27 protein-coding genes are annotated in these 26,670 nt (G+C 66.2%); 18 read left to right on the top strand and 9 right to left on the bottom strand.

Annotation, left to right across the window (positions count from 1 at the left end):
• Positions 1-110: 110 nt before the first annotated feature.
• A complete protein-coding gene (locus BLM15_RS26060) occupies positions 111-1,247 on the bottom strand; it encodes a branched-chain amino acid ABC transporter substrate-binding protein (protein WP_126115474.1) in 1,137 nt (378 codons plus the stop codon).
• 307 nt (positions 1,248-1,554) lie between these two features.
• Here BLM15_RS26060 and BLM15_RS26055 point away from each other — a divergent pair, with 307 nt between their 5' ends.
• From BLM15_RS26055 to BLM15_RS26030, 6 genes are all read left to right on the top strand, one after another.
• Positions 1,555-2,472: a branched-chain amino acid ABC transporter permease gene (locus BLM15_RS26055; RefSeq protein ID WP_126115473.1), complete on the top strand. Its 918-nt coding sequence runs from the start codon at positions 1,555-1,557 to the stop codon at positions 2,470-2,472.
• A gap of 10 nt (positions 2,473-2,482) precedes the next feature.
• Positions 2,483-3,652: a branched-chain amino acid ABC transporter permease gene (locus BLM15_RS26050; RefSeq protein ID WP_442859402.1), complete on the top strand. Its 1,170-nt coding sequence runs from the start codon at positions 2,483-2,485 to the stop codon at positions 3,650-3,652.
• 4 nt (positions 3,653-3,656) lie between these two features.
• Entirely contained in the window at positions 3,657-4,457 is an 801-nt protein-coding gene (locus BLM15_RS26045) for an ABC transporter ATP-binding protein (protein WP_126115471.1), read from the top strand.
• Positions 4,444-5,142: an ABC transporter ATP-binding protein gene (locus BLM15_RS26040; protein ID WP_126115470.1), complete on the top strand. Its 699-nt coding sequence runs from the start codon at positions 4,444-4,446 to the stop codon at positions 5,140-5,142. The genes BLM15_RS26045 and BLM15_RS26040 overlap by 14 nt, the downstream gene beginning before the upstream one ends.
• Before the next feature lie 35 nt (positions 5,143-5,177).
• Positions 5,178-6,326 carry an acetylornithine deacetylase gene (gene argE, locus BLM15_RS26035; RefSeq protein ID WP_126115469.1) on the top strand — a complete coding sequence of 383 codons (1,149 nt, stop codon included), beginning with the start codon at positions 5,178-5,180 and terminating at the stop codon, positions 6,324-6,326.
• A 72-nt stretch (positions 6,327-6,398) separates the two neighbouring features.
• Positions 6,399-7,352, top strand: coding sequence for a LysR family transcriptional regulator (locus tag BLM15_RS26030; RefSeq protein WP_126115468.1), 954 nt, complete (start codon positions 6,399-6,401; stop codon positions 7,350-7,352).
• A 15-nt stretch (positions 7,353-7,367) separates the two neighbouring features.
• Here the strand turns inward: BLM15_RS26030 and BLM15_RS26025 are convergent, their stop codons facing one another.
• From BLM15_RS26025 to BLM15_RS26015, 3 genes are all read right to left on the bottom strand, one after another.
• Positions 7,368-8,042, bottom strand: a complete 675-nt coding sequence (locus BLM15_RS26025; protein ID WP_126115467.1) for a DUF1028 domain-containing protein — start codon at positions 8,040-8,042, stop codon at positions 7,368-7,370.
• Positions 8,043-8,046: 4 nt separating this feature from the next.
• Entirely contained in the window at positions 8,047-8,463 is a 417-nt protein-coding gene (locus tag BLM15_RS26020; RefSeq protein ID WP_110490447.1) for a RidA family protein, read from the bottom strand.
• Between the two features lie 79 nt (positions 8,464-8,542).
• Complete coding sequence (locus BLM15_RS26015) at positions 8,543-9,829, bottom strand: flavin-containing monooxygenase (RefSeq protein ID WP_126116366.1); 1,287 nt, start codon at positions 9,827-9,829, stop codon at positions 8,543-8,545.
• Between the two features lie 363 nt (positions 9,830-10,192).
• On the opposite strand from BLM15_RS26015, the gene BLM15_RS26010 reads away from it, so the two are divergent.
• The 7 genes from BLM15_RS26010 to BLM15_RS25980 all read left to right on the top strand — a co-directional run bounded on the left by BLM15_RS26010 (position 10,193) and on the right by BLM15_RS25980 (position 15,717).
• Positions 10,193-10,519 (top strand): AraC family ligand binding domain-containing protein, encoded by a 327-nt coding sequence (locus BLM15_RS26010; RefSeq protein ID WP_164547646.1) that lies wholly within the window; start codon positions 10,193-10,195, stop codon positions 10,517-10,519.
• On the top strand, positions 10,516-11,487 hold the full coding sequence (locus BLM15_RS26005; RefSeq protein ID WP_126115465.1) for a Bug family tripartite tricarboxylate transporter substrate binding protein: 972 nt from the start codon (positions 10,516-10,518) through the stop codon (positions 11,485-11,487). Before BLM15_RS26010 ends, BLM15_RS26005 begins: the two co-directional genes overlap by 4 nt.
• A 96-nt stretch (positions 11,488-11,583) precedes the next feature.
• Entirely contained in the window at positions 11,584-12,585 is a 1,002-nt protein-coding gene (locus tag BLM15_RS26000; RefSeq protein ID WP_164547645.1) for an ABC transporter substrate-binding protein, read from the top strand.
• The gene (locus BLM15_RS25995; protein WP_236846431.1) at positions 12,582-13,394 is read left to right on the top strand and encodes an ABC transporter ATP-binding protein; all 813 of its coding nucleotides are present in this window, start codon (positions 12,582-12,584) and stop codon (positions 13,392-13,394) included. The genes BLM15_RS26000 and BLM15_RS25995 overlap by 4 nt, the downstream gene beginning before the upstream one ends.
• A gap of 11 nt (positions 13,395-13,405) precedes the next feature.
• The gene (locus BLM15_RS25990) at positions 13,406-14,176 is read left to right on the top strand and encodes an ABC transporter permease (RefSeq protein ID WP_126115463.1); all 771 of its coding nucleotides are present in this window, start codon (positions 13,406-13,408) and stop codon (positions 14,174-14,176) included.
• 24 nt (positions 14,177-14,200) lie between these two features.
• Positions 14,201-14,764 carry an NADPH-dependent FMN reductase gene (locus BLM15_RS25985; protein WP_126115462.1) on the top strand — a complete coding sequence of 188 codons (564 nt, stop codon included), beginning with the start codon at positions 14,201-14,203 and terminating at the stop codon, positions 14,762-14,764.
• Entirely contained in the window at positions 14,761-15,717 is a 957-nt protein-coding gene (locus BLM15_RS25980; protein WP_126115461.1) for an amidohydrolase family protein, read from the top strand. Before BLM15_RS25985 ends, BLM15_RS25980 begins: the two co-directional genes overlap by 4 nt.
• Positions 15,718-15,772: 55 nt before the next feature.
• Here BLM15_RS25980 and BLM15_RS25975 read toward each other — a convergent pair whose 3' ends face one another.
• The 5 genes from BLM15_RS25975 to BLM15_RS25955 all read right to left on the bottom strand — a co-directional run bounded on the left by BLM15_RS25975 (position 15,773) and on the right by BLM15_RS25955 (position 19,503).
• Positions 15,773-16,672 (bottom strand): fumarylacetoacetate hydrolase family protein, encoded by a 900-nt coding sequence (locus tag BLM15_RS25975; RefSeq protein WP_126115460.1) that lies wholly within the window; start codon positions 16,670-16,672, stop codon positions 15,773-15,775.
• A 6-nt stretch (positions 16,673-16,678) separates the two neighbouring features.
• A complete protein-coding gene (locus BLM15_RS25970; protein WP_126115459.1) occupies positions 16,679-17,077 on the bottom strand; it encodes a RidA family protein in 399 nt (132 codons plus the stop codon).
• 17 nt (positions 17,078-17,094) lie between these two features.
• Positions 17,095-18,150: an Ldh family oxidoreductase gene (locus BLM15_RS25965; protein WP_126115458.1), complete on the bottom strand. Its 1,056-nt coding sequence runs from the start codon at positions 18,148-18,150 to the stop codon at positions 17,095-17,097.
• 26 nt (positions 18,151-18,176) lie between these two features.
• A complete protein-coding gene (locus tag BLM15_RS25960) occupies positions 18,177-18,575 on the bottom strand; it encodes a cupin domain-containing protein (protein WP_126115457.1) in 399 nt (132 codons plus the stop codon).
• A 187-nt stretch (positions 18,576-18,762) separates the two neighbouring features.
• Complete coding sequence (locus tag BLM15_RS25955) at positions 18,763-19,503, bottom strand: GntR family transcriptional regulator (RefSeq protein ID WP_126115456.1); 741 nt, start codon at positions 19,501-19,503, stop codon at positions 18,763-18,765.
• 361 nt (positions 19,504-19,864) lie between these two features.
• Here BLM15_RS25955 and BLM15_RS25950 point away from each other — a divergent pair, with 361 nt between their 5' ends.
• The 5 genes from BLM15_RS25950 to BLM15_RS25930 all read left to right on the top strand — a co-directional run bounded on the left by BLM15_RS25950 (position 19,865) and on the right by BLM15_RS25930 (position 26,666).
• Positions 19,865-21,511: an amidohydrolase gene (locus tag BLM15_RS25950; RefSeq protein WP_126115455.1), complete on the top strand. Its 1,647-nt coding sequence runs from the start codon at positions 19,865-19,867 to the stop codon at positions 21,509-21,511.
• Positions 21,512-21,576: 65 nt separating this feature from the next.
• A complete protein-coding gene (locus BLM15_RS25945) occupies positions 21,577-23,163 on the top strand; it encodes an ABC transporter substrate-binding protein (protein WP_126115454.1) in 1,587 nt (528 codons plus the stop codon).
• Between the two features lie 200 nt (positions 23,164-23,363).
• Positions 23,364-24,530: an NAD(P)/FAD-dependent oxidoreductase gene (locus tag BLM15_RS25940; RefSeq protein ID WP_126115453.1), complete on the top strand. Its 1,167-nt coding sequence runs from the start codon at positions 23,364-23,366 to the stop codon at positions 24,528-24,530.
• A 61-nt stretch (positions 24,531-24,591) separates the two neighbouring features.
• Positions 24,592-25,962, top strand: coding sequence for an NAD(P)/FAD-dependent oxidoreductase (locus tag BLM15_RS25935; RefSeq protein WP_126115452.1), 1,371 nt, complete (start codon positions 24,592-24,594; stop codon positions 25,960-25,962).
• Positions 25,963-25,997: 35 nt separating this feature from the next.
• Positions 25,998-26,666, top strand: a complete 669-nt coding sequence (locus BLM15_RS25930; protein ID WP_126115451.1) for a GntR family transcriptional regulator — start codon at positions 25,998-26,000, stop codon at positions 26,664-26,666.
• Positions 26,667-26,670 lie beyond the last annotated feature (4 nt).

The raw sequence follows: 26,670 nt of genomic DNA, 5'->3' as shown, positions 1-26,670 counted from the left end.
TAGGATGAAGACGGCCAAAGAAAAGGGCTCGCGTCGTCCGCGAGCCCTTTCCAAAATCGGCGATGGTCACTCGGCGCAGCCTGGGGTGCTGCCCCGGCTGCGGGCCAGGATCAGTGGGCCGCCCAGGCGCCGTTCTTCACCGTGCGCAGTTCGAGTTCGACCGGCAGCTTGGTCTGCCCGTTCTCGTCGAAGCTGGTGTGCCCGAGCGCACCGTCATGCTGGGTTTCGCGGATGGCCTTGGCGATCGCGGCCTTGTCCTTGGTGCCGGCCTTCTTGATCGCGGCAATCAGGATGTTCGCCGTGTCGTAGGCGTTCTTGGTGTAGGTCGTCGAAGGCTCGGCGAACTTGGCAGCCGCATAGTCATCCCTGAGCTTGGCGACCTGCGGATTGTCCTTCTCCTTGGCGATGCCGACGACCGTGCCCTCGGCAGCGGCGGCCGCGATCTTGATGAAGGCCGGATCGTGGAAGCCGTCGACGCCGATCATCGGCTGCTTCATACCGAGCTCGACCATCTGCTGGCGCACCAGCCCGGCTTCGGTCACGACGCCGCCGAAATAGATAGCATCGGGGGACGCGGCCTTGATCTTCGTCAGCAGCGCGCGGAAATCGGTCGTGCCGACGGGCGCGGCCTCGGTGGCGATGATGCTGCCGCCGGCCGCCTTGTAGAACTTCTCGAAGTTCTGGGTGTTGGCCGCGCCGTAGTCGCTAGTGTCCGAGACGATCGCGATCTTCTTGCCGACCTTCTCTGCCGCCCATTTGGCCAGCGGCTCGTTGGTGTTCACCAGCGTTGTCGCGACGCGCGAGACCATCGGGTTGTTGCGCTCGGTGATCTTCGGCGAGATCGCACCCCAGACGATGAAGGGCACGCCCGCACGCTGGAACACCGGGATCGTCGCCAGTGCAACACCGCTGTTCCAGTGGCCGGCCGCGGCGATGACCTGCGGGTCGTTGGTGAGCTTGATCGCGGCCGAGACACCGGTCTGCGGATTAGCGGCGTCATCGAGGATGACCGGCTCGATCTTGAACGGCAGGCCGGAGGCATTGGCCTGGTCGATGGCGAGCTGGAAGCCGTTGCGGGCCGACAGGCCCTGCTGGGCATTGCCGCCGCTGAGCGGACCGATGAAGCCCAGCTTGATCGTTTCCTGCGCCATGGCGGTGGTCGACACCAAGGCGAGCGCCGTCCCGACGATGGCCGCGCGCACGAACGCGCCCAGGGACTTCTCTCCGGTATTCGGGTTGAAAGGCATGATCCCCTCCTCAAGGAATTGGATGTGTCCGGCACCGTGAGCGTCACCGACGACATCGTGGCTCGACCATCTGCCCTTCAGGAAACCCGAAGCAAATCGGATATTTTGCGCCCAGAGCTTCGGTTTTGCCGAAGCAGGTCGCCCGGAGCCCCACAGGCCGGCGAATGACGGGCGAGCCTGACTTACCTCAAGACAAGCAAAGCAGGGATTCCGAAATTGCGACTCTTGCCGGCTTCGGTTCTGGTGCACAGCGAAAACCAATTGCGGCACGCCCCGGCAGAGGCGGCGCAAACACGAGGGGACGTGAATGACAGAGCAACTGGTTCAGCAGCTCCTGAACTGGATCACGCTCGGCTCGATCTATGCGCTGGTCGCGGTCGGATTCAGCCTGCTTTTCGGTGTCCTCAACATCATCCATTTCTCGCATGGCGACGTGTCGCTGCTGGCGCCGTTCCTGGCGCTTGCGGCCGTGCAAACCGTGAGCGCATCCCTCGGCGGCTCGCCTACGGTGGCGGCCATCGTGCTCGCAGTGCTCCTCGCCGTCATCGTCACCGGCCTGCTCGGCGTGGTGCTCTATTATCTCGTAATCAAGCGCTTCCAGAATGCGCCCGCGATGATGGCGCTGGTCGCCACCGTCGCGCTCGGCATCGTCCTGCGTGAGCTGATCCGCCATTTGTACCCGCAGGGCTCCAACCCTCATGCGGTGCCGAGGCTTGTGCCTGGCAGCATCGAGGTCCTCGGCGTCACCATCCCGGCCTTCAACCTCGTCGCGATCCTGGTCTCGGTTCTCTCGGTCGGCCTGCTGTTCTATATGCTCGAGCGGACGCGGCTCGGCCTGCACATCAAGGCCGTGTCGCAGGACAGGGATGCGGCGCGCCTCATCTCGATCTCGCCGGCGCGGGTCTTCCAGATCACATTCTTCATCGCCTCGGCGATCGGCGCTATCGGCGGCCTGTTCTTTGCGGGCTATGCCGGCATCGTCCGCTTCGACTTCAGCGTCGATATCGGCCTGATCGGCTTTTCGGCCGCGGTGGTCGGCGGGCTCGGCTCCATGCCAGGCGCGATCATCGGCAGCCTGCTCATCGCGGGTCTCGATACGCTGGTGCAGGCCACGGTCCCGAACGGCGCCTCCTATCGGCAGGTCTTCGTCTTCCTGCTCGTCATCTGCGTCCTCGTCTTCCGTCCGGCCGGCCTGCTCGGCCGCACAATCGTGGAAAAGGTCTGAGCCGATGTCCGTGTCCGTGACAGCGACGCGCGGAACCTCCGGCGCCGCGGCCGCTCTCTCCATCGTTGCGCTCACCGAGATCGGCAGTGCCGCCTTCCTCAGGCAGTTCCTGCTGGCCGAAGACTGGCGCGTTGTCGTCGGGCTGCTCGGCTTCTTCGCCATGGTGCTGGTCGGGCTGCAACGCATGCCCACGGTCGAGGCCCGGATCGAAAGCTCCTTCTCGGCCCAAAGCCGCTTTGCGACGCTGCTCGGCATCGCGATCGTGCTGCTGTTCCCCTTCCTGCTGGAGAAGAGCACCTATGCGCTGCACCTGCTGATCATCGCGCAGCTCTATGCGGTGCTGGCGCTGGCGCTGAACTTCCAGCTCGGCAGCGCTAATATCCCGAACTTCGCGACCGGCGCCTCCTACGGCATCGGCGCCTATGCCTCGGCGCTATTGGCCCTGAACTGGGATGTCAGCTTCTGGCTGGCGCTGCCGGCGGCAGCGGTCGTCGCGACGATCTTCGGCTTCGTGCTCGGCGTGCCCTCGATGCGCACCCGCGACAGCTATCTTGCGCTGGTCACCATCGCCTTCGGCGTCGTCGTCCACCAGCTCCTCAACAATCTCGAGTTCACCGGCGGCCCGAACGGACTGGTCGGCATTCCGGCGCCGGAGCTGTTCGGACACTCCTTCGCCTCCCCGCTCGTCATTTTCGGCCACTCGCTGCCGTCGCAGGCGAATTTCTACTATCTCTCGGCCGCGCTGGTCGGGGTCTCGATCCTCTTTGCCGCCAGGCTGCATCATTCGCGGATCGGGCTCGCCTGGAACGCGCTGCGGGCGGACGAGCTGGCGGCGCGCTGCCAGGGCATCAACGCGACCTGGTACAAGGTCCTCGCCTTCGTGGTCGACGCCTTCCTCGCGGGCTTTGCCGGCACGATCTACGCCTTCTATGTCGGCTTCATCTCGCCCGACAACTTCACCTTCCTCGTCTCGGTGACGATCATGACGATGGTGATCGCCGGCGGCATGGACAACACGCTCGGCGTCATCGTCGGCGCCTTCCTGCTGACGATGCTGCCGGAGAAGCTGCGCGCCTTTTCCGATTACCGCATCCTGTTCTTCGGCGTGACCGTGATCGCCTTCCTGATGATCCGCCCGCAGGGCATCTTCCCGCAGCGGCTGCGGCGCTACGGAGGCTGAGCTCATGTCCGCTCCCGTCATCCTCGAAGGCTCCGGCCTGACGATGCGCTTCGGCGGCCTCGTCGCAATGGCCGAGGTCGACTTCACCCTGCGCAAGGGCGAGATCCTCGGCATCATCGGCCCCAACGGCGCCGGCAAGTCGACGCTGCTCAACATCATCACCGGCATCTATGTCCCCTCCTCCGGCGAGGTGCGCCTTTCCGGCGAACGGCTCAATGGCCAGCCGGCGCATAGCATCGTCGGCAAGGGCATTGCCCGCACCTTCCAGTCGAGCCGGCTGTTCGGCGATCTGTCGGTGCTCGACAACGTCATCATCGGTCGACACACCCATATGAAGACGGGGATATTCGACGCGATATTTCGGCGCTCCAAAGCCGAAGCGGAGCTTGCCGAGGCGGCCGATATCGCGGAACGGCTGCTCAAGGCCGTCTCGCGCGGGCTCTACGAGCAACGCCACCGCCCTGCCGCCGAACTGCCGCAGGCCGACCGCCGGCGCCTCGAGATCGCCCGCGCGCTGGCGAGCGAGCCCAAGGTGCTGCTGCTCGACGAACCATCCTCCGGCATGGACGACGCCGACACCGACGCGCTGATGGACGATATCCGGGCGCTCTGCGCCGAGCGGCCGGAACTCGCAATGATGATCATCGAGCACGACATGCGGCTCGTCGCCTCGCTGCCGCACCGCGTCCTGGTGCTCGATTACGGCCAGAAGCTGGCCGAGGGCTCCTATGAGGAGGTGCGTCTCATTCCGCGGGTGCAGGAAGCCTATCTCGGCAGAAAGGCGGCGCAGAATGCTCAAGCTTGACAAGGTCGACACCAATTACGGTGTCGTCGCGATGCTGCGCGACGTGTCCTTCCATGTCGGCGAGGGCGAGCTGGTCTGCATCCTCGGCCCCAATGGCGCCGGCAAGACGACGACCTTCCGCGCGATATCGGCGCTCCTGCCCCTGGCGAAGGGGCGCATCGAGATCATGGGCCGGGACCTCTCGAGCCTGCGCACCGAGACGCTGAGCGGGCTCGGCATCGGCTTCGTGCCGGAAGGGCGGCGACTCTTCGCCGATATCACGGTGCGCGACAACATCCGCCTCGGCTATGAGGCGCAGGGCCTGAAGGCGGATTTCGCCGACCGGCTGGAAGAGATGCTCACCCTCTTCCCCCGCGTGCGCGACCGCATCGGTCAGCGTGCCGGCACGCTCTCCGGCGGCGAGCAAGCCATGGTGGCGCTGGCGCGCGCGCTCGTCGGCAAGCCGAAGCTCGTGATCATGGACGAACCATCGCTCGGCCTCTCGCCCAAACTGATCGACGAGTACTTCGACACGGTCGCCGAGGTGAACCGCCGCGGCACGACGGTCGTCCTGATCGAGCAGAACGCCGAAACGGCGCTGTCGATCGCCAATCGCGGCATCATGCTGGTGAAGGGCCGCGTCGTCGCATCCGGCACCGCAGCGGAGCTTCTCGGCAGCGACGCGGTTCGCCATCTCTATCTCTGATTTCCGCAGCAGTGCGCGGCGATGAAGGTCTGGGCATGAACACGCTGGCGATCCTCGACAAGCTGGTGTCGTTCTCCACCGTCAGCAGGGACCCGAACCGCCCGCTGATCGATTTCGTGCGCGCCTTCCTTGCCGAACACGGCATCGAAAGCGAGCTTGTCGAAGCAGAGGGCGGGCGCAAGGCCAATCTCTTCGCGACCATCGGCCCGCGCGACCGGCCGGGCATCATGCTGTCCGGACACACCGACGTGGTACCAGCCGACGGCCAGCCCTGGAGCTCCGATCCGTTTCAGCTCAGGGTGGCGGGCGGCCGCGCTTTCGGGCGTGGCACGGCCGACATGAAGGGCTTTGTTGCCTCGGCATTGGCGCTGGCCGCGCGGGCCGCATCGCGCGAGCTTGAAACGCCGCTGCACCTCGCTCTGAGCCATGACGAGGAGATCGGCTGCGTCGGCGTCCGCTCGCTGATCGACCTTCTTGCCACCCGAGGCTTCGCCGCCAGGCTCGCGGTCATCGGCGAACCAACGCAGATGCGCATCGCGACCGGGCACAAGGGCAAGCTCGCTGCGCGCGCCACCTGCTGCGGTGTTTCCGGTCATTCCGCGCTCGCCCCGAAAGCGCTCAACGCCATCCATCTGGCCTGCGATTTCGTCACGGCCTTGCGGCGGCGGCAGGACGAACTGGCTGAGAGCGGCGCCCGCGACGACGACTACGACATTCCCTACACGACGGTCCACGCCGGCGTGATCGCGGGCGGCACGGCGCTGAACATCGTGCCCTCGCTCTGCACCGTCGATTTCGAGATCCGCAACATCGCCACCGACGATCCGGTCGCGATCCTCGACGGCCTGATGGACGAGGCGGCTACGCTGGCCGCCGCTCGGCAAGCGGCGCATCCCGAGGCAGCGATCAGGGTCGAGCGCCTGAACGACTATCCGGGCCTTGCGACACCGGTTGAATCCGAAGCGGTCCGCTTCGTCGCCGCGCTGCTCGACGACGGGGCGACCCACAAGGTCGCGTTCGGAACGGAGGGCGGCCTGTTCTCCAGCCGCCTGGGCGTTCCGGCACTCGTCTGCGGCCCGGGCTCGATGGATCAGGGCCACAAGCCCGATGAGTTCATCACGCTCGACCAGCTCGCCGCCAGCGACCGGTTCATGGAGCGGCTGCTCGACAGGATCGCGACCTGAGGCACAAAGCTGCTCGGCGCGGGCACATGAGCGCGCTTTGCCGCGCGGGCTCCGCGTGCTTTATGCTGCCGCATGCGCTTTTCCCTACGTCAGTTGGAATATTTCATCGCGGCCGGCGAAACGGGCAGCATCACCCTCGCCTCCGAGCGAATCCACATTTCCCAGCCCTCGATCTCGACGGCGATCTCGCATCTCGAGCGCGAACTGAAGGCGCAGCTCTTCATTCGCCATCATGCCCAGGGGCTGTCGCTGACGCCGGTCGGCCGGGCACTCCTTGCTGAGGCCAAACGCGTCGTCGCGCAGGCCGAGAGCCTCTACACTGTCGCGGATGAGACCAGCGGGCTGGTGCGCGGCACGCTCTCCCTGGGCTGCATGGTGACGCTGGCTCCGATGCTCGTCCCGGAATTGTCCCAGGGCTTCGTCTCCGCTTTTCCCGACACGAAGATCCTGCATATCGAGGGTCATCAGGAGGACCTGCTCAGGGGCCTGCGGCGGTCCGAGATCGATCTGGCCCTGACCTATGACCTGCAGATTCCCGAGGACATCGAGTTCTCTCAGCTTGTCAGCCTGCCGCCCTACATCGTCGTTGCCGAGACGCATCCTCTCGCACAGCAGAGTGCCGTGACACTGGACGAGCTTGCCGATCAGCCGCTGGTGCTGCTCGACCTGCCGCTGAGCCGGGAGTATTTCGTCGCCCTGTTCATGTCCGCTGGCATCACGCCAACGATCGCAGCGCGATCGTCCTATCCCGACGTCGTGCGGGCGATGGTCGCCAACGGCGCCGGCTACGCGCTGTTCAACGTCCGCCCGCGCTCGGACCAAGCACTCGATGGCCGCAAGCTGGTCTCGATCCGGCTGGCAGGGCAGCATCGCCCGATGACGATCGGCGTCGCGACGCTGCGCACGCTGGCCAAGTCCAGGCTGATCGCGGCGTTCGAGGCGCACTGCCAGGCGCGCATCTCGCGCTCCTACATCCCCGGCATGGTCGCTCCCGCCATGACCGAGCGCACGCGGATCGAGCCGTAGGCGGCTGCCGCCCTCTCACTCGTCTCCGGGAACCCCGTAGGACGGTGCCGCGCGCGGATCGAGCGCGCGCTGGATATAGGCGTCGAGCTGCGGCTTGTAGACGTCCCAAGCCGTCGCGATCGCCTCGATCGGGCAATCTTCCGTCCAATCGCAACGCAGGTCGGCGACCGGCCAGCTGAGCTTGTCGACGATCTTGAGCCCTGCCGAGCGGACCGGCCCGGCCTCGCCGCCGGCAGCAAGGCCTGCGCGCATCGCGGCGATGAGCCGGTCGCCGAGATGGCCGGAGCTTGCGAGGAAGCCGTCGACAATCGCCTGGGGAACACTGTCATTGGCGAGTAGATTGCCGCCGGAGGCGACGTCCTGCGCCTGCGCCGATGTCCAGATCCCCAGCGAATTCGGCCCGGAATGGATCGCCGTCATGCCGTTCCGGTCGACCGCCAGGACCTGCCGGTATTCGATGAACCGGCCGCGCTTTTGGACCTCGGCAATGGCTTCCGCCGCGGTCCGGCCTTCTTCCATCAGGTCGAGCGTCAACGGACCCAGGGTCGGGTCCGTGACGTTCTGCGACGCGACCGCACCGACGCCGGCGCGCGCATAGGAGCAGCGCGCCGCGACCGCGGGCGAGGAGGACGAGATCGCGACGCCGAACATGCCGGTCCGGGCGCAGCGGGCGACCAAAGAAAAGGTCATCGGCTCAATCCGGAATGACGGCCGTGCCGTCGATCTCGACCAGCCATTCCGGCCGGGCCAACGCCTGCACAACGAGCCCGGTCGAGACCGGATGCACGCCTTTGAGGTACTCGCCCATCGTCCGGTACACCGCCTCGCGGTGGCGCACATCTGTCAGGTAGACGACGACCTTGACCAGGTGCGCCATCTCGCCGCCGGCTTCCTCGATCAGCTGCTTGATGTTCTGCATGACCTTGTGGGTCTGCTCGACCGGGTCATGGCTGTCGAGGTTGACGGCGTCGTCGAGGTTCTGCGGGCACTGGCCACGCAGCCAGACGATCCGCCCACCCCGGGTGACGACAGCCTGCGCCAGGTCGTTGTCGAGCTTCTGCTCCGGATAGGTGTCCTTGGTGTTGAACTTGCGGATGCGGGTATGTGCCATCTGGGCCTCCTTGGTCAGACCATGCTCGACGCGAACGGCCCGGAGGCCTTCGCGACGAACTCAGGTTCTCGTTCGACAGTCATGCGCTCTCGAGTTCGCGCCGCATGGCATCATGATAGGCTGCGTAGCTGCGCTGGATCGTGATCTGGTCCGCAAGATATCTGGCGTCGTGCCACACGCCCCAGATGAAGGTCGAGCCGCGCCGCGACTGCCAGGGCAGGCCCAGGAAGTAGATGCCCGGCTCTGACGAGACGCCGCGCTGGTGCTGCGGGCGACCGTTGGCGTCGAAGGCGTCGACCTTCATCCAGCTATAGTCGGCGGTGAACCCCGTCGCCCAGATGATCGTGCCGATCCCAGCCTGGGCCAGGTCGAGCGAGGCGATGGGGTTTGCCACGCAATCGGAATCCGCGACGATAGCGCGCGCCTCCGGTTCTTCCGGCAGGTCGAGGCCGTTGCGGGCGATGTAGGCATCGGCCTCATCCAGCAAGGCATGAAGATTGGCGTCGCCGCGCCGGAGATTCTCGACGAGGTCGGGGGCAAAGCTGACCACGCCGTTCTCGCAGGCTTGCGTTCGCCCGACGAGGAGCAGTCCGCGTGCCGCCAGGCGCCGGAAATCGATCGTGTGACCGCCATTCGCCCCGCTGACCGCGATCGTGACGTGCTCCGTACCGGGCTCGCGCGCGGCGGCATCCCATTTGCCAAGGACGCCGAGCCACCAGCAGAAGTCGCGGCCGCGATAAGCCCGCGGCGGGCGATCATGCGGGCCGACGGACAGGTAGACGCGCCGCCCCGAATCCAGCAATTCCTCGGCGATCTGTGTTCCCGAAGAGCCCGACCCGACCACCAGAACGGCCCCCTCGGGAAGCTGGCCGGGATTGCGGTAAGCAGTGGAATGCATCTGCAGCACGCCGGCGTCCGGCGGAACCACTTTGGGGACTATCGGGCACTGGAACGGGCCGGTCGCGACCACGATCCGGTTGGCCTCCATCGGGCCAGCCGATGTCTCGACGCGGAACCCCGGCCGGCCGGCAAGCCGCTCTACATGCCGGACCTCGATGCCACAGCGGATCGGTGCGGCAATCTTCTTGGCATAGGCGACGAAATAGTCGGCAACTGTTTCCTTTGGCGGGAAGTCGTTGGGGCCGACCTCGCCATCCACATCGGAAAATTCGAGGCCCGGAAAGCGGTCGTGCCAGGCCGGCCCGTTCGCGGCCAGTGAGTCCCAGCGCTCCGAGCGCCAGCGTTCGGCGATGCGGCTCCTTTCGAGCACGACATGCGGCACGCCGGCCCGGCCCAGATGCTCGCTCATCGCGACCCCCGCCTGGCCGCCGCCGACGACGAGCGTGTCGATCTGCTCAACTGACATTGTTCGCCTCTTGCCGAATCCGGTGGAATTCCCCTGCGGGAAATCCCAACCCCGGCCTTGGTCTACCGGCGGCGTCAGCGTCGTAAAAATACGAATTATTGCTGTGGTGATTTGGATTTTCCTAAACCCGGTAGACACGTGCGGCCTAACCACGGCGGCGATGGGCAGCTCAACCGCTTTCGGTCCGGCCGCCTCATACTCGCTCAACAGCGAGACCGGACAGTGAAGATGCGCTGTCGCGTCTCCCGCAAAGCAGGTCACACACAGGTGCTCCCGTCTGTTGCAAATATTTCACAAGAGATTTTATAACTTCCTCCCGTCGACCGGCTCCAGCCTGAACCGGCGGATGTGGAGGAATCTCACGTGAAAACCAGCGGCGTCGGGACGATCGGCAGTCGAATCGTTCTGGAGAACGAGCATGTCAGGGTGTGGCTCGTTGAGCTCGAACCCGGCGAGATTCAGTCACGCCATGTCCACGAGTTGCCCTATCTGATCGTGCCGCTGACCGACGGCAAGAACATCATGCGCTTCGACGATGGGCGTGAAGTCTCGACAGACGAGAAGCCGGGCGCCTGCCTCTGGCGCATGCCCGGCGTTCCCCATGAATTGGAAAACATCAGCGCCTGGCAGTATCGCAATGTGCTCGTCGAGCTGAAGACCCCGGCGGCTGCGACGCCGCCCGCGCCATGATCGCGCGCAGGAGCCTCCTTGCCCTGCCGCTCCTCGCGCCGTTCCTGACCGCGACGGCGCGGGCCCAGGGGCTATCCAACCGCCCCGTCACCATCGTCTCGCCCTATATGGCGGGCGGTACCAGCGACATCATCGCCCGCGTGCTCGGCGAGGGGCTGAACGAGCTCTGGAAGCAGCCGGTGCTGATCGAGAACCGGCCGGGCGCGAATGGCTCGATCGGCGTTTCGGCCGTGGCGAGATCGGCGCCCGATGGGCACACTTTGCTCGCCGTGGCTTCGAGTGCGCTGACGCTCAACCCGCTCCTCTACAAGAAGCTCTCCTATGACGTGGAGCGCGATCTCGTTCCCGTCAGCGTCACCGGGCAGGTCCCCAATGTCGTTGTCGTCAATCCCAGGCTGCCGGCGCGCGACCTCGCCGAGCTGATCGCGCTCGCCAAGGCGAAACCGAGTGGCCTCACTTATGCCTCGCAGGGCATCGGGTCGAACGGCCAGATGAACGCCGAGATGTTCCGGCTCGCCACCGGCATCTCCCTCGTGCACGTCCCCTACAAGGGCAGCGCTCAGGCGGTGACCGATCTCGTCGGCGGGCAGGTCGACCTGATGTTCGACAACCTGCCCACGGTGCTCGAGCATATACGGGGCGGCCAGCTCCGGGCTCTCGCCGTGACCTCCGCCAGCCGCTCGCTTTTGCTGCCGGAGGTGCCGACCATGGCCGAAGCGGCGATCCCCGGCTTCGACACCTCAGCCTGGTTCGCCGTGCTCGCGCCCAAGGCGACGCCGCCGGAACTATTGGCTCGGCTCGAGCAGGCCGTGACGGGCGTTCTGGCGCGGCCCGCGATCTCCGCGAGGCTTGCGGCCGCAGGCGTGACCGTGGCCGCCGCTGGCTCGGCGGAGCTCGCAGCGCGTATCGAGCGCGACCGCAAGACATGGGGAGAGGTCATCGCCAGGGCGGGCATCCCGGTCGAATGATTTTCAAAAGATATCTCTTGAGAAATATCAGTGGATCGGACATCTTGAATGCCAAGGGCTGATGCTCGCTGGAAGAGGGGAATGCCGATGCACTGGATGAGGAAGACCGCCATCGCCAGCCTTGCGGGGGCGTTCGTCGCCGCCCTGGGCCTTGCCGCTGCCCCCGCCCGGGCGCAGACTCCGATCACCTTCTCGCTCGATTTCCGCGCGCTCGGGCGTCACGCGGCCTGGTTCGTCGCCCTCGACAAGGGCTATTACAAGCAGGCCGGGCTCGACGTCAGCATCATCTCCGGGCAGGGAACGGCGCAGGCGATCCAGGCTATCGAAGCCGGAACCGCGCAGATCGCTTTCTCCGACGTCGCCGGCGTCGTCGCAGCCCGGGCCAATGGCGGCTCGACCGCAAAGATGGTCTCGGTCATCTACCAGAAGGCGCCCTATGCGATCTTCTCGCTGCGCGACGGCGCCAATGTCCGCTCCGCCGACCAGCTCGCCGGGCTCGAGATCGGCAGCGGCGCCGGCAGCTTCACGCAGAAGGTGATCGAGGCCTTCATGGCGCAGAAGGGCATCAAGACGCCGGCCAAGTTCACCAACATCGACCCCTCCGCCCGCGTCGGCATGCTCGCGGCCAAGAAGATCCCGGCGGTCGAGACCTTCGTGATGACGCGCCCTGGCGTTGCCAAGGCGGTCGGCTCATCGAACGCCCGGACCTACCTGCTCGCCAATGACGGGCTCGTGCTCTACTCGAACGGTATCGTGGTGCGCGAGGACCTGATCAAGTCGAAGCCGGACGTGATCAAGGCCTTCATCGCGGCCTCGCTGAAGGGCTGGAAGGACATGATCGCCAAGCCGGACGAGGCGGCCGACATCGTCGTCAAGCTCAACAAGGGCCTCGAGAAAGATGTCGTTCTCGAGGAGATCGAGATCGTGAGCGAGCTGGTGAAGACCGACGTCACCGAGAAGAAGGGGCTGGGCGCGATCGACCCCGAGGCAATGGCCTCGTCCGTATCGCTCATCCTCCAGACCCTGCCCGGCGCCAAGCTCGCAGCCGGCGACGTCTACGATGCGACCTTGCTGCCCGCGACTCCGGTTCTTCCGTGATCTCATCCGTCGCAGAACCGCAAAGCACGCCCAGGGAGGCGGACGACATCTACGGCCGCTTCGTCGGCGTCCGTAAGGTCTTCGGCAAGCAGGAGGGCGCCATGATTGCGCTCTCCGATGTCGACTACGAACTCCGGAAGGGCGAGCTCGTCGCCCTGCTCGGCCCCAGCGGCTGCGGCAAGACCACCTTGCTGCGGATCGTCGCCGGCCTGACCAAGCCGAGCGGCGGCAGCGTCGTGATCCGCGGTCGCGAGGTCACCGAGCCGCAGGATGATTTCGGCTTCGTCTTCCAGAGCCCGAACCTGCTGCCCTGGCGCACCGTGCTTTCGAACGTACTCTTTCCGATGGAGATCAAGGGACGGCTCGATGCGGCGGCGAAGGCGCGCGCCGTCGAGCTCCTGGAGCATGTCGGGCTCGGCAAATTCCTGAAAAGCCGTCCGCACGAGCTCTCCGGCGGCATGAAGCAGCGTGTCGCGCTCTGCCGGGCGCTGATCCACTCGCCATCCCTCCTGCTGATGGACGAGCCCTTCGGCGCCCTCGACGAGCTCACCCGCATGGAGATGCACGAATTGCTGCTCGGCATCCGGCGCCTGACCGGGGCAACCGTGATGTTCGTGACGCACTCGATCTCCGAGGCGGTCTATCTCGCCGACGAGGTCCTCGTCTTCAGCGCCCGGCCCGGCCGCGTCTCCGACCGGATCCGGATTGAGCTGCCCTATCCGCGGGCCGCGAGCCAGCGTTTCACGACGGCCTTCAGCGAGTACGAGCGCCGTGCCGGCGCCGGGCTCGGTGTCCTTCATCACGCGTGACGAACAGCGCCATGAAAATCACCTCCGAAGCCGTCACGCGGGTCGCCTATCCTATACTCGGCCTGCTTCTGCTGCTCTTGCTCTGGCAGGGCTACATCGTCCTGTTCGACGTGCCGCAGGCGGTGCTGCCGCGCCCGCTCGCAGTCTGGAACGCGACGATCAACAATCTTCCGCTGCTGATTTCCGAGGGGCGCGTGACGCTGCTCGAAAGCGTCTACGGCTTCCTGCTTGCCTTCTTCCTGGGCATCCCGATCGCCGTGGCGATCTCCTCGTCGCGCACGCTCAACCTGATGTTCTATCCGCTGTTGATCGCGACTCAGGCCCTGCCCAAGGTCGCACTGGCACCGCTGATCCTGGTCTGGCTCGGCACCGGCATCGAATCCAAGCTCGCCATCGCTTGGCTCGTCGCCTTTTTCCCGATCGTGGTCGACACCGCGACAGGTTTGCGCTCGACTCCGGCGGAGATGCTAGACTTGGCCGCCTCGGTCCGTGCCACCGGCTGGCAGACCTTCTGGAAGATCAAGTTCCCGGCGGCCCTGCCCTTCGTCATCACCGGCTCGAAGGTCGCGATCACGCTCGCCGTCATCGGCGCGGTGATCGGCGAATTCATCAGCTCGAACGAAGGCCTCGGCAATCTCCTGCTCGTTGCCAATTCGCAAGTGAACACGCCGCTCGCCTTCGCCGCGCTGCTGGCGCTGGCGGTCCTCGGCATGGCGCTTTACGCCGTCGTCGCCTTCGTCGATATCGCGCTGAAGCCCTGGTTCAGCGAAGTCCGGCATTGATGGGCTTGTTATGATGGATTTGCCATGACGAAGCCCCGCATTGCGCTGCTCGTCGGCTCGCTCAGCCATGAATCGATCAATCGCCGATTGGCCTCGGCACTCACACGGCTCGGCGCCGACCGTTTCGATTTTGGGGAGAGCGATCTCGCCGGGCTGCCGCTCTACAACCGCGACCTGGACCGCGCGCTGCCGTCGGCGGTGCTGGCCTTCAAGCAGGCGATCGAAGCGGCCGATGGCGTGCTGATCGTCTCGCCTGAATACAACCGCTCGGTCCCGTCAGCGCTCAAGAATGCCATCGACTGGGGCTCGCGCCCCTATGGCGCCAACTCCTGGCGCGGCAAGCCGACGGCGATCGCCGGGCTTGCCAGCGGCGCGCTCGGGACGGCCCCAGCCCAACAGCACCTGCGGAACATCCTCTCGCATCTGGACGTTCCCGTGCTGCCGCAGCCGGAAGTCTGCATGGCGATGCGCGAGGGACTGTTCGATGCCGGTGGCGACATCGCCGATCCCGCGACGCGGCAGTTCCTCGACGGCTTCCTCGGCCGTTTTTTCGCGCATATCGCGCGCTTCGCGATGGCACCCGCATGACCGCACAGCGTATCGCCCTCGACGTCCACGCCCATCTCATTCCGGTCGGCGCGCCGCTCGCGAGCGTTCCCGGCGTGAGCTGGGACGCGGCGACCGAAAAGCTCGTCATCGATGGCCACACGATCGGCATCAAAGCGCTGTTCCATCCCGAGGCGCTGATCGCCTGGATGGACGAGCAGCAGGTCGAGCGCGCCTGGATCTCGGCGCCACCGCCGACCTATCGCCCCGGGCTCGATGCGGCTGAGGCAGAGGCGTGGACGCAATTGCTCAATGACGGGCTCGCCGCGATCGCCGCGGCGCATCCGGACCGGCTGGCGCCGCTCTTCCATCTGCCGGTGGCTTATCCGGAGCTCGCCGCTTGGATCGTGCGCGAGCGCTCCACGGGTACCGAAGCTCGCTTCTCGATGCCGACGGGCGAGCCGGGGCTGATGTTGTCGGACGCCAGCCATGCCCCGCTCTGGCAGACGCTGGATGAAGTCTCGGCCTTCGTCTTCCTGCATCCCGGCGAGGGCTGCGACGGGCGGCTCGACCCGTTCTATTTGCACAACCTCCTCGGCAATCCGAGCGAGACAGCGGTCGCGGCCGGCCATCTCGTTTTCGCCGGCATTCTGGAACGGCACCCGCGCATCACCATCTGCCTCGCCCATGCCGGCGGGACCGTGCCGGCCGTGGCCGGGCGCTGGCAGCGCGGCTTCGAGACCGGCCGGCCGGGCGTCGACAAGCAAGTTGAGGCGCCGGCGCGGGCACTGCGCCGCTTCTGCGTCGACTGCATCGCGCATGACGATACGCTGCTCGATCTGGCGGCTTCGGTGTTCGGCGAGGAACGGGTCGTCTTCGGCTCTGACTGGCCGTTCCCGATGGGCATGATCAAGCCGCACGAGCAGCTCGCCGGCCTCAGCGAGAGCCGGCGCCGGGCGATCTTCTGCGACAATCCCGCCAAGCTGACAGGCTGACGTGAAAAAGGGCCGGCTCCGAGGAGCCGGCCCTTTCGCTTGATGGACGCACCCTTCAGGGCGCGACGTCGCTCTCTCCGGCGAGATCATGCGCGACGAGGCGATTGCGCAGCTCGCCTAGGCCCTCGGCCCGAACCACCACTTCGTCGCCAGCCTTTAGGAAAACCTGCGGCTCGCGCGCATTGCCGATGCCGCTCGGCGTGCCCGTCAGCAGGACATCGCCCGGATGCAGCGTCATGCCGAAGGAGAGCTCGGCGATGAGCTCGTCGACCGGGAAGGCCATCTGCGCCGCCACGGCGTTCTGCATGAGCTCGCCATTGAGCAGGCATTGCAGCCTGACCTTGGGCAGCTCGATCTCGTCCGGCGTCACCACATGAGGACCGAGCGGCATGGTGCCGTCGATGCTCTTGCCCTTCAGCCACTGTCCGCCATGGCGGCGCTGCAGGTCGCGCTGCGAGACGTCGTTGGCGAGGCAGAAGCCGAAGATGTGCTCATGCGCCCGCGAACGCGGGATGCTGCGGCCGCCCTTGCCGATGATGATCGCGATCTCGGCCTCATAGTCCCATTTCAAGGAGATGCGGGCGTCGAAGGCGATATCGTCCTGCGGGCCGATCACCACGTCGGGCGACTTCGTGAAGAAGGTCGGCGCTTTCGGGCGGTCGACATCCTGCCCCTCGCGCTTGCCCTTGCTCTCCTCGAAATGGTCCCAGTAGTTCCAGCCGGTGCAGAGCACGTCACGCCGGAAGCGGCGGATCGGCGCGGCCAACGACGCCCCTGCCAGCGGCAGGCGCGTCCCCTTGTCGAGGCTCGCGACGATCAGCGCCTGCCGCTCGCTGTGCGGCAGGCCGATAAAGGCGACGAGATCGCCAGCGCCCGGCAGCAGCAGGACGACCTGATCGTCGACGACGAGGCCCAGCCGCTCGCCGCCATCATGGCGCAGATTGACGTAGCGCATCGACGCTCAGTCCTGGATGACGGCGATGGCGTTGATCTCAATCAGATAGTCCGGCGAGGTCATCTTGCAGATCTCGACCATCGTGGAAGCTGGCGCGATGCCGGTGAAGTATTCGCGCCGCACCTTATGGATCGCGTCGAAATGCTCCATGTTGCGGACATAGACGTCGACCCGGCAGATGTCGTCGAGCGTGCCGCCGGCTTCCTCGACCGCAGCCTTCAGATTCTCGCAGACCTGCCGCGTCTGCTCCGAGACGTCGCCGATGCCGGCGATCGTGCCGTCGGCGCGGCGGGAGGTCATGCCGGAGAGGAAAACAAGGCGGCCGCGAGCTTCGATCGCGGTGGCCTGCGAAAAATGGCCGTTCGGCTGGCGCAGCTTGGCGCTGGTGATCTGTTGCTTTGCCATGTCGGAACTCCTTGGGATCAGGACAGGGAAGACGGGAACGGGACGCCGAGCCGCTCGGCGGCGGCGCGCAAGGCCGAGAGCGTCGCCGGTGCGATGCGGCAATTGCCATCGAAGTCGCGATGCGCCCTGGCTGCGCGGTCACCGGGCATGCGGATCGAAGGTCCGCCGGGCGCGGATTTCGAGCCGCGGATGCGCTCGGCGAAGCCGGAGGCCGCCGCCTCGAACTCGCTGAGCGGCCGAAAGCCGGCGATGTCGATGGCGATGAAGAGATTTGCGCTGGCATAGGGCTCGGCGAGATCGCCATAGAGCGGGCGCACGGCATCGCCGATGGCGCCGCCCGACAGCCCGCCCGCGAGCAGGTCGACCATCACGGCGAGGCCGAAGCCCTTGGCGCCGGCGGCTGGCAAGAGCATGCCCTTGATCGCCTCGGCCGCGTCGGTCGTCGGCAAGCCGTCGGCGGTTGCGGCCCAGCCTTCCGGGATCGGCTCGCCGCGGCTCTGCGCCAGCCTGATCTTGCCCATGGCGCCGGCGCTCATGGCGAGATCGAGCACGAGCGGCTCGCCGCCCGTGGGCACGGCGATGGCGAGCGGGTTATTGCCGACGACGCGCTCGGCCCCGCCCGGCGCAGGCAACAGCGGGCGGGTATTGGCCATCACGATGCCGATCTGACCAGAGAGCGCGATCTTGCGCGCAAAACGCCCGGCGGCGCCGAAATGGAAGGCGTTGCGCACGGCAATGGCGGCGAGGCCATGCGTCGCCGCTCGCTCCACTGCGAGCTCGGAAGCCCGCTCAGCTGTGACCTGACCGAGCGCATTGGCAGCGTCGATTGTGAGGCGCGCACCAGCGTCGACCACGATCTCGCCCTTCGCCGCGGCATCGACCGAGCCCTTCTCGATGCGCTCGAGATACATCGGCAGCAGCATCAGACCGTGTGAGCCGAGGCCTTCGATGTCGGCATCGACCAGGGCCTCGGCGACCAGGCTGGCATGGTCAACGGGAGCGCCGACCTTCGCGAGCAGGGCCTGGGCCAGGTCGCGAAGTGCGACGGCGGGTTGGAATCCGGGATTGCTCATGATGCGGACCTCGGCTCGACCGGCGATCAATGAGCGTCGCGCTCGTCGGTGTACCAGGACGGCGTCTGCGGGTAGTGCGGACCGTCATAGATCTCGACCACGACCGTCTCCTCGATCGCGAGGCTCGGGCCGTGCACATTGCCCTTGGGATTGCAGTAGAAGCTGCCGGGCTTCAGCGTGACGCCGGTCGCCGTGTATTCGAAGTGGCCGGAGAGGCAGAACATCATCTGGTTCGAGGCGTGCGAGTGCGGCTTGGGAATGCCGGCGCCCTTCTCGAAGCGGATTAGCGCGACGGATGCGCCGGTCGCCTCGTCCCGCCACAGCATCTTCTCGTGCACCCCCTTCAACGACTTTTCCCGCCAGGGCATGTCGTTCGTCTGGATCAGGATTTCCTCGAGGCTCGGAGCGCCGGCGGGAAGCTGCATGATGGACCTTCTTTCAAGCTGTCACGCTTACGATGTCCGTCATGATATTTCACATGATGTCCAATGCAAGCAGCAAAGCGTCGCCGCACCCAGATTTTGTCCAGGCGAGGACACAGGCCGTCGAGGAACGGGATGAACGAGGATCGTCAGGCGACGCGAAGCTGCCGCCTGACGCGCTGAAAGACGCCTAGCGCGCTTGTAATGAGGGAACGCGCTTCGGCGCGTGCTGCTGCAGAAGAACCACCCGCTCGCGAAGGCCACTCAGGTGGTCGCGCATCGCTGCTGCCGCAGCTGCGGGGTCGCGCGCTTCGATCGAGGCGAGAACGGCGCGGTGCTGGCGGTCGGAAGCGTCGGTGTCGAGCGTCTGCCAGAGGTGCAGATACCAGGCGCGGATCGAGCGCTCGTGCAGCGCCTTGGCGAAGTCACCCAGGATGCGCGACTGCGACATGTCGCTGATCCGGGAATGGAAGGCGCGGTCGCATTCGACGAAGGCGTCGATCCGGCCGCCGCCGTGAGGATCATCCCGGTGATGATCGAGGATGGCCCAGGCCTCCTTGATGTCCTCGGGCCGCGCGTGCTCGGCAGCGCGCGCCGCGATTGCCGGCTCGACAACGAGGCGTGCGTCGAGGATCTCGATCACCTGCCCCATCGAGTCCGGCTGGATGATCACACCCTTGCGCGGCACGACGTCGACGAGGCCCTCGGCCTGCAGCCGCTGCAGCGCCTGGTGCACCGGCGTCCGGCCCATGTCGAGCTGCTCGCAGATCGACGCTTCGTTGAGATACTGCCCCGGCGCGAAGAACAGGGTGATGATCCGGTCCTTGATGGCGATATAGGCCTGCTCGGACAGCGGCAGCGACTCTTTCTTGCTTTTTCCGCGCTGCGCCGGGCGACGCTTCTGCCCGCTCTCGCCCTTCTTTGCCGTCATCGTATCATGCCGCAGATATGCCTGTTGATATTCCAGTACCTCGACAATTCATTACCGCCGAAGCGAGAACCGAGCAAATGCGGATATCTTTCAAAATCCGCCCGGTGCACCGCCCCTGACGGCAAGAACGGCGACCTGATCGCAGGGCTGTGGCCATGGTTGACAGACGCCGAATTTCGGCACGTACTGAACGTGCTAGGTGACTTGTGCTGGATCGCCCCTCCCCGGGACGGGCTTCCAGGGAAACAATTCGAACCGGCGCTTTTTCTCTGGGCTCGCGAGAGCCAGGGCGAAAGCGCCGGTTTTTTCGTTTCGGCCACCCGATGCAGAACTGTTCCGAGGTGAGGAGCCAGGAAGACCGATGCCCGATCCCGTAGCCGAAACCATTCTGCACAACGGCGTGATCCGCACGATGGACGAGGCGAACCCGGTGGCCGAGGCCCTCGCCGTCGCCGGCGGCAAGGTCGTCAAGGTCGGCAACTGGACCGAGGTTCAGACTCTCCGAGGAGAGGAAACGAATCTCATCGACCTCGGCGGTCGTATGCTGATGCCGGGGCTGATCGACTTCCACGTCCACCTGCTCTCGAGCATGATCGCGCGCCTCCACACCACGGCGCTCGATACGGCCGACGACTTTGACGCCATCCTACACAAGATCGGAGCGGCCTGCACGCGCGGCGGTGGGCGCGATTGGGTCGTCGCCAACTCCTATGGGGCGCTCGCCTTGCGCCGGATGCGAGAGCCGGGCGCACTTGCGGCCCTCGATGCGGTCAGCGGCGGCCAGCCGGTCGTGCTGCAGCATCTCAGCGGCCATGGCCATTTCGCCAACTCTGCCGCCTTGCAGATCGCGGGCATCAATGCCGCAACGCCCAATCCGCCGGATGGCGAGATCGTCAAGGACGCTTCGGGGCAGCCGACCGGCCTGCTCGTCGAATCCGGCGCCTGGGCCGTCACCGCCGCGATCCCGGACCTGTCGGCGGCCGGGAAGGCCGAGGCGGCGCGCGCCTCGATCGCCTACCTCAACAGTCTCGGCATCACCGGCTTCGCCGATGCAGCGGCGAGCCTGGAGATGCTGGAGTTCTACCGAACCCTCGACGATGCCGGCGCCCTGACCTGCTGGGCCGCCTTCCATCTCGCTTTGAGCCCGACCTGTTCCAACTACTCGGCCGACGAAGCGCAATCGATGCGTGAGCGGCGCCGCGAGCTCTGCGGCCCGCACATGAACGCCGACTTCGCCAAGATCTTCCTCGACGGCGTACCTTCGCTGCGCACGGCCGCGATGCTCGCCCCCTATGCCAGCGCGCCGGATGAGGCGCCGGTCGCGACATCGCTGACGCTGGACGAGCTCACCGTCGCGATCGCCGACTTCGATCGCGACGGCATCGGCGTCAAGGTGCATGCGGTCGGTGACCGCGCCATCCGCATGGTGCTCGATGCCGTCGAGAAGGTACGCTGCCGCAACGGTCGCGGCGGGCCGCAACACCAGATCGCCCATGGCCAGTTCATCGCTGTGGTGGACATTCCGCGCCTGGCTGAGCTCAACGTCCTCCACGACATGTGCCCACCACTCTGGCATCCGAACTCCGCCAGCCGGACGCATGAGGCGATGGTCGGGACCGAGCGCTATGCGACGGTCTGGCCGGTGCGCGACATCCTCGCCTCCGGCGCCGCGGTGGTCGCGGCCTCCGACTGGCGTACGATCGCGCCCGATCTCGATCCCTGGGAGGCCATGTGCGGCCTCGTCACCCGCCGGGATCCGACCGGGCGTCACGAGGGCGCGCACGCCCCCGATCAAGCCGTGAGCGTCGCCGAGGTCCTGCCGCTCTATACGACCAACCCGGCGGCGGCCATGCGGCTCGGCCATCGCACCGGCCGGCTCGCGCCCGGATTATCGGCGGACATGATCATGCTGGACCGCGACCTGATGACGATCGATCCGCTGGCGATCGCGCAGACGAAGGTCCTCGCCACCTGGTTCGAGGGCCGGCTCGTGCATGGCGGCATTTGAAAATACCGCCGGTCCATGGGCTGCACGGCGTTACGGGAACCTCTATTGAACGGGAGATCGGGAGCATGCATCGCCGCCACTTCATCGCCGGAGCGACCGCCACGGCGGCGAGCCTTTCCATGCCGCGCCTCGGGCATGCGCAGGCGAACCGCGCCCGCACCTTGCGCTTTGCGCCCCATGCCGATCTGAGTTTCGTCGATCCGGTCTGGACCCTGGCCTACATCGCTCGCAACCACGGCTTCATGGTGTTCGATACCCTCTACGGGCTGGATTCCGGCTTCGAGCCGCAGCCGCAGATGGTCGCGGGGCATGTCATCGAGGACGATGGCCGGCTCTGGCGGCTGACGCTGCGGGACGGCCTGCTCTTCCATGACGGCACGCCGGTACGCGCGCAGGATTGCGTCGCCAGCATCCGGCGCTGGGCGTCGGCCGACGCCTTCGGTCAAAAGCTCATGGCCGCGACGGACGAGCTCTCCGCTGCCTCCGACCGCGAAATCCGCTTTCGGCTCAAGCATCCTTTCCCGCTGCTGCCCGCCGCGCTCGGCAAGGCCAGCCCATATATGTGCGCGATCATGCCGGAGCGGCTCGCGCTCACCCCGCAGACGACGCAGATCGCCGAGGCGATCGGCAGCGGGCCGTTCCGCTTCCTCGCCTCAGAGCGCGTGCCAGGCGCCTCGGCCGCCTATGCGAAATTCGATCGCTATGTCCCTGCCCCGGGCGCACCGAGCTTCGTATCCGGCGCCAAGGTCGCCCATTTCGACCGGGTGGAGTGGACCACCATTCCCGATGCCGGCACGGCCGCGGCCGCCCTCCAGTCAGGCGAGATCGACTGGTGGGAGGCTCCGCCGCCAGACCTCGTTCCCTTGCTGAAGGGCAATCGCAAGGTGGTCGTCGAGACGCTCGACCCGGCAGGCTCGGTCGGCGTGTTCCGGTTCAACCATCTCCATCCACCCTTCAACAACCCGGCGATCCGGCGCGCCGTACTCGGCGCAGTCGATCAGGCACCGTTCATGCAGGCTGTCGCCGGCGACGACCCCGCGATGTGGAACGACCGGGTCGGCTATTTCACACCCGGCACGCCGATGGCGAGCGATGCCGGAATGGCCGGGCTGTTCGGGCCTCGCGACATCGCCAAGGCCAAGCGCGACCTCGCGGCGGCCGGCTATCGCGGCGAGCGGGTCGTCCTGCTCGCCGCCTCGAACATCGATGCGATCAATGCGCTGGCTCAGGTCGCGCAGGACCTGCTGACCCGCATCGGCATGAATGTCGATTATGTCTCGACCGACTGGGGCACGGTGATGCAGCGGCGCACCAGCCAGCAGCCGGTCGAAGGCGGTGGCTGGAGCGCCTTCGTCGGCACCTGGTCCGGCAACGACCTCGTCAACCCAGCGGTGAGCATCAGCCTGCGCGGCGACGGCAAGGCCGCCGGCGGCTGGCTGACCTCTCCGGAGATCGAGCGCTTGCGCGACGCCTGGTTCGAGGCTCCCGATCTTGCCGAGCGTAAGAAGATCTGCCGGGCAATCCAGGAACAGGCCTGGCAGGACGTGCCCTTCATCCCGCTCGGTCAGTGGAAGACGCAGAGCGCCTGGCGCACCAGCATCACCGGCCTGCCGCAGGGCATTCCTCTCTTCTGGAGCGCGCGACCGAGCTGAGCGGGAACCCGGCGCTTTTTCGCCTTTTGACCTCGAACGTTCGCTGCCTTGCCGGCGGCGCCTGAACGCCCGTGACTGCCTTGTGGTCACAAGCACGCTCGGCGCGGAAAGGCGCGGTCATCAGTAATGGATACTATCATATCAAGATTGTATAAATTCAAATGACATGTTATCCAGCGCCTCGAAAGAGAGGTTTGCGGATGCAGCGCTGCGATGTTGTCATCGTTGGAGGTGGAGCGATCGGCGCCAGCATCGCCTACTTCCTGCGCAGCCGCCCCAATTCTCCGAGCGTCGCGGTCATCGAGCCAGACCCGACCTATGCAAAGGCCTCGACCCCGCGAGCATCGGGCGGCGTCAGGCGACTGTTCTCGGGGCGGGAGAACATCGCGCTGTCGAACTTCAGCATCCCGTTCTTCGAGCGCTTCGCCGAGGGTATGGCTGTCGACGGGGAGCATGCCGAGATCGGCTACCACCGCGGCGGCTATCTCTTCATCGTCGGTGAGAGCGGAGCGGGTCTCCTCGAGCGCAATGCCGAGATTCAGAGCCGGCTCGGCGTCCGCCTCGATATTCTGAGGCCCACCGAAATCAAGGACCGCTTTCCGTCGATGCATGTCGACGATCTCGCCTTGGCGGCGCACTCGGTCGAGGATGGCTGGCTCGACCCGAACAGCGTGTTGCAGGGGTTCCGTCGCAAGGCCAGAGAACTCGGCGCATCCTTCATCGCAGACCGCGTCGTCAGCCTGCACGCCGACAACGGCCGCGTCCGCTCGGTCGAGCTCGAAAGCGGCGCGCGGATCGCAGCCGACTGGGTGGTGAACGCAGCCGGCGCCTGGGCCGGCGAGGTCTGCCGGATGATCGGCATGGCGGCCCCGATCGCGCCGATGCGGCGCTTCGAGCACTATTTCGAATCCGAGCACGCCTTCGAACCGCTGCCCTACGTCAAGGATCTGAACCGGCTCGCTTTCCGGCCGGAAGGTAAGGGCTTCACCGGCGGTGTTCCCGACGGAAACGAACCGCGCGGCTTCAACTTCGAGACCGACCACGGCTATTTCGAGCGCGTGGTCTGGCCGGCGCTGGCCCATCGCTTTCCGGGCTTCGAGCGGACGCGCGAGAAGAACGTCATGCCCGGGCTCTACGACCAGAACGAGTTCGACGGCAACGGCATCGTCGGGCCTTGGACCGGCGGCTGCGAGAATTTCATCCTGGCCGCCGGCTTTTCGGGCCATGGCCTAATGCACGCTCCCGGCGTCGGGCGGGCCGTCGCGGAGCTGATCGTCGACGGCGCCTTTCAGACGATCGACCTGACGCCGCTCGGCTGGGCCCGGGTCGCGAACAATGAACCCTACCGGGAACTGGGAATCCTGTGAGCGCGGCCTCTCGGCCCATGCGTTCGACTGGCCTTTGATCGAGGAATTTGAAGTGACGGATATGTCGGAACGTTCGACGGAAGTTGCGGTGGTTGGCGCCGGCATCGTCGGCATCGCCTGCGCCTACTACCTCGTGAAGCAGCACGGGATTGCCAACGTCGTCCTGATCGACCCGCGCGACCCGATGAGCCTGACCTCGGCCCAGTCAGGCGAGAATTACCGCAACTGGTGGCCGCATCCGGTCATGACCGCCTATACCGACCACAGCATCGACCTCATGGAGGCGATCGCGCGCGAGAGCAGCGAGCGCATCAACATGACGCGTCGCGGCTATGCGCTGGTGACCCGCCGTTCGTTGCCAGAAGACCTGATCGAGGATCTGCACCGCGGTTACAGCGCGAGCCCCGATCGGCCAATCCGCGTTCATGAGGCCGGTTCCGCCGGGTCCTACAGCCCACCGGTTTCGGCGCACTGGCAGAAAGCTCCGCAGGGCGTCGATGTCCTCTGCGATCCCGACTTGATCCAGGCGACCTTCCCGAGCTGGGCAAAGGACATCCGTACCGTTCTGCACATCCGCCGCGCCGGCTCGATCAGCGGCCAGCAGCTCGGCCAGTACATGCTGGAGGCGATCCGCACGGCCGGCGGAAAGCTGATCCGCGGCGAGGTGAGCGCAATCGAGGGGACAGCGCCCTTCGCTCTTCGTGTCAGTACCGCCGATGGCAGCTTCGCGCTGCGCGCAGACAGGCTGGTAAACGCCGCCGGGCCATTCTTCGCGGATGTCGCGGCAATGCTCGGGGAGACCCTGCCGGTCACATGCGTCTTCCAGCAGAAAATCTCCTTCGAGGATCGCGAGCAGGCGATTCCGCGCGACATGCCGTTCACGATCGACCTCGACGGGCAGGAGATCGCCTGGTCCGAGGAGGAGCGCGAGATCCTCTCCGAGGATGCCGAGGCCGCGAAACTGCTGCGGCCGATGCCCGGCGGCGTCCATTGCCGGCCGGATGGGGCCGAAGACGGCAAATGGATCAAGCTGGGCTGGGCCTATAACGAGCGCCCGGCCGATCCGCATGAGGAAGATCCGACGGATTCCCAATTCCCGGATTCGGTGATCCGCGCGGCAAGCCGCCTCCATCCGAAACTCGAAGCCTATATCGGCCGCCTGCCGCGCGGGGCACATCACTATGGCGGCTATTACGCCATGACCGCCGAGAACTGGCCTCTGATCGGCCCGATGAAAACACCAGGCGCCTTCATGGCTGGGGCACTGTCCGGCTTCGGCACGATGGCCGCCTGCTCGACGGGCTCGGTCTGCGCGGCCTGGGTCGCGGGCGGCGAGCTGCCTGCCTACGCCCGGCCACTGAGCCTTGCCCGCTATGACGATACGGCCCTGATGGCGGAGCTCGCCGCGTTGTCGAGCCGCGGCGTGCTGTGACCAGCGATGGCACGGATCGATTGGGAGGTTCGCAGATGACGGCATCCGGTTCCGACAAGCTTTCAGCGCCGGAGATGGTTCGGGACGGCCTGCGGCAGGCGATTTTCGACGGGACCTTCGGAGCCGGAGAGCAGTTGCGTCAGGACGAGCTGGCCGCCCGCTTCGGGACGAGCCGGATTCCGGTGAGGGAAGCCCTGCGGCAGCTGGAAGCCGAGGGCCTCGTCACCCTGGTCGCCAACAAGGGCGCAATCGTCACGCGCCTCTCGCTGGAGGAGGTCCTGGAGCTGCTCGATATCAGGATCGGACTGGAATGCCGGGCCCTGACGCTCGCCATCCCGAACATGGCGATCGAGGATTTCGAGCATCTCGACGAGATCCTTCGCTCCTATGACGGCGCAACCACGCCGGTAACCTGGAGCGATCACAACGAGCTCTTCCATTTCGCGCTCTACGAGCCCTGCCGTCGCCCGCGTCTGCTGGCGATGATCCGCGCAACCTGGGGTCATATCGGGCGTTTCTCCCGGGCCCAGGTCTCGCTCGCAGCCGGCAAGGAACGGCCGATGCAGGAGCACCGCGAGCTGGTCTCGCTCTGCCGTGGCGGGGAGACAGACCGGGCTGTCAGCCTGCTCGAAGAGCATATCGGCCAGACCCAGAAATCCCTCGTGGCGGCCGCGCGACGCGCAAGCCGCCTGGCAGATCGCTGACCCC

This window comes from Bosea sp. Tri-49, assembly GCF_003952665.1.
In the GTDB taxonomy this organism is placed as follows: Bacteria; Pseudomonadota; Alphaproteobacteria; order Rhizobiales; family Beijerinckiaceae; genus Allobosea.
The sequence above is the reverse complement of the archived record's forward strand: the minus strand, read 5'-3'. Positions and strand labels throughout refer to the sequence as shown.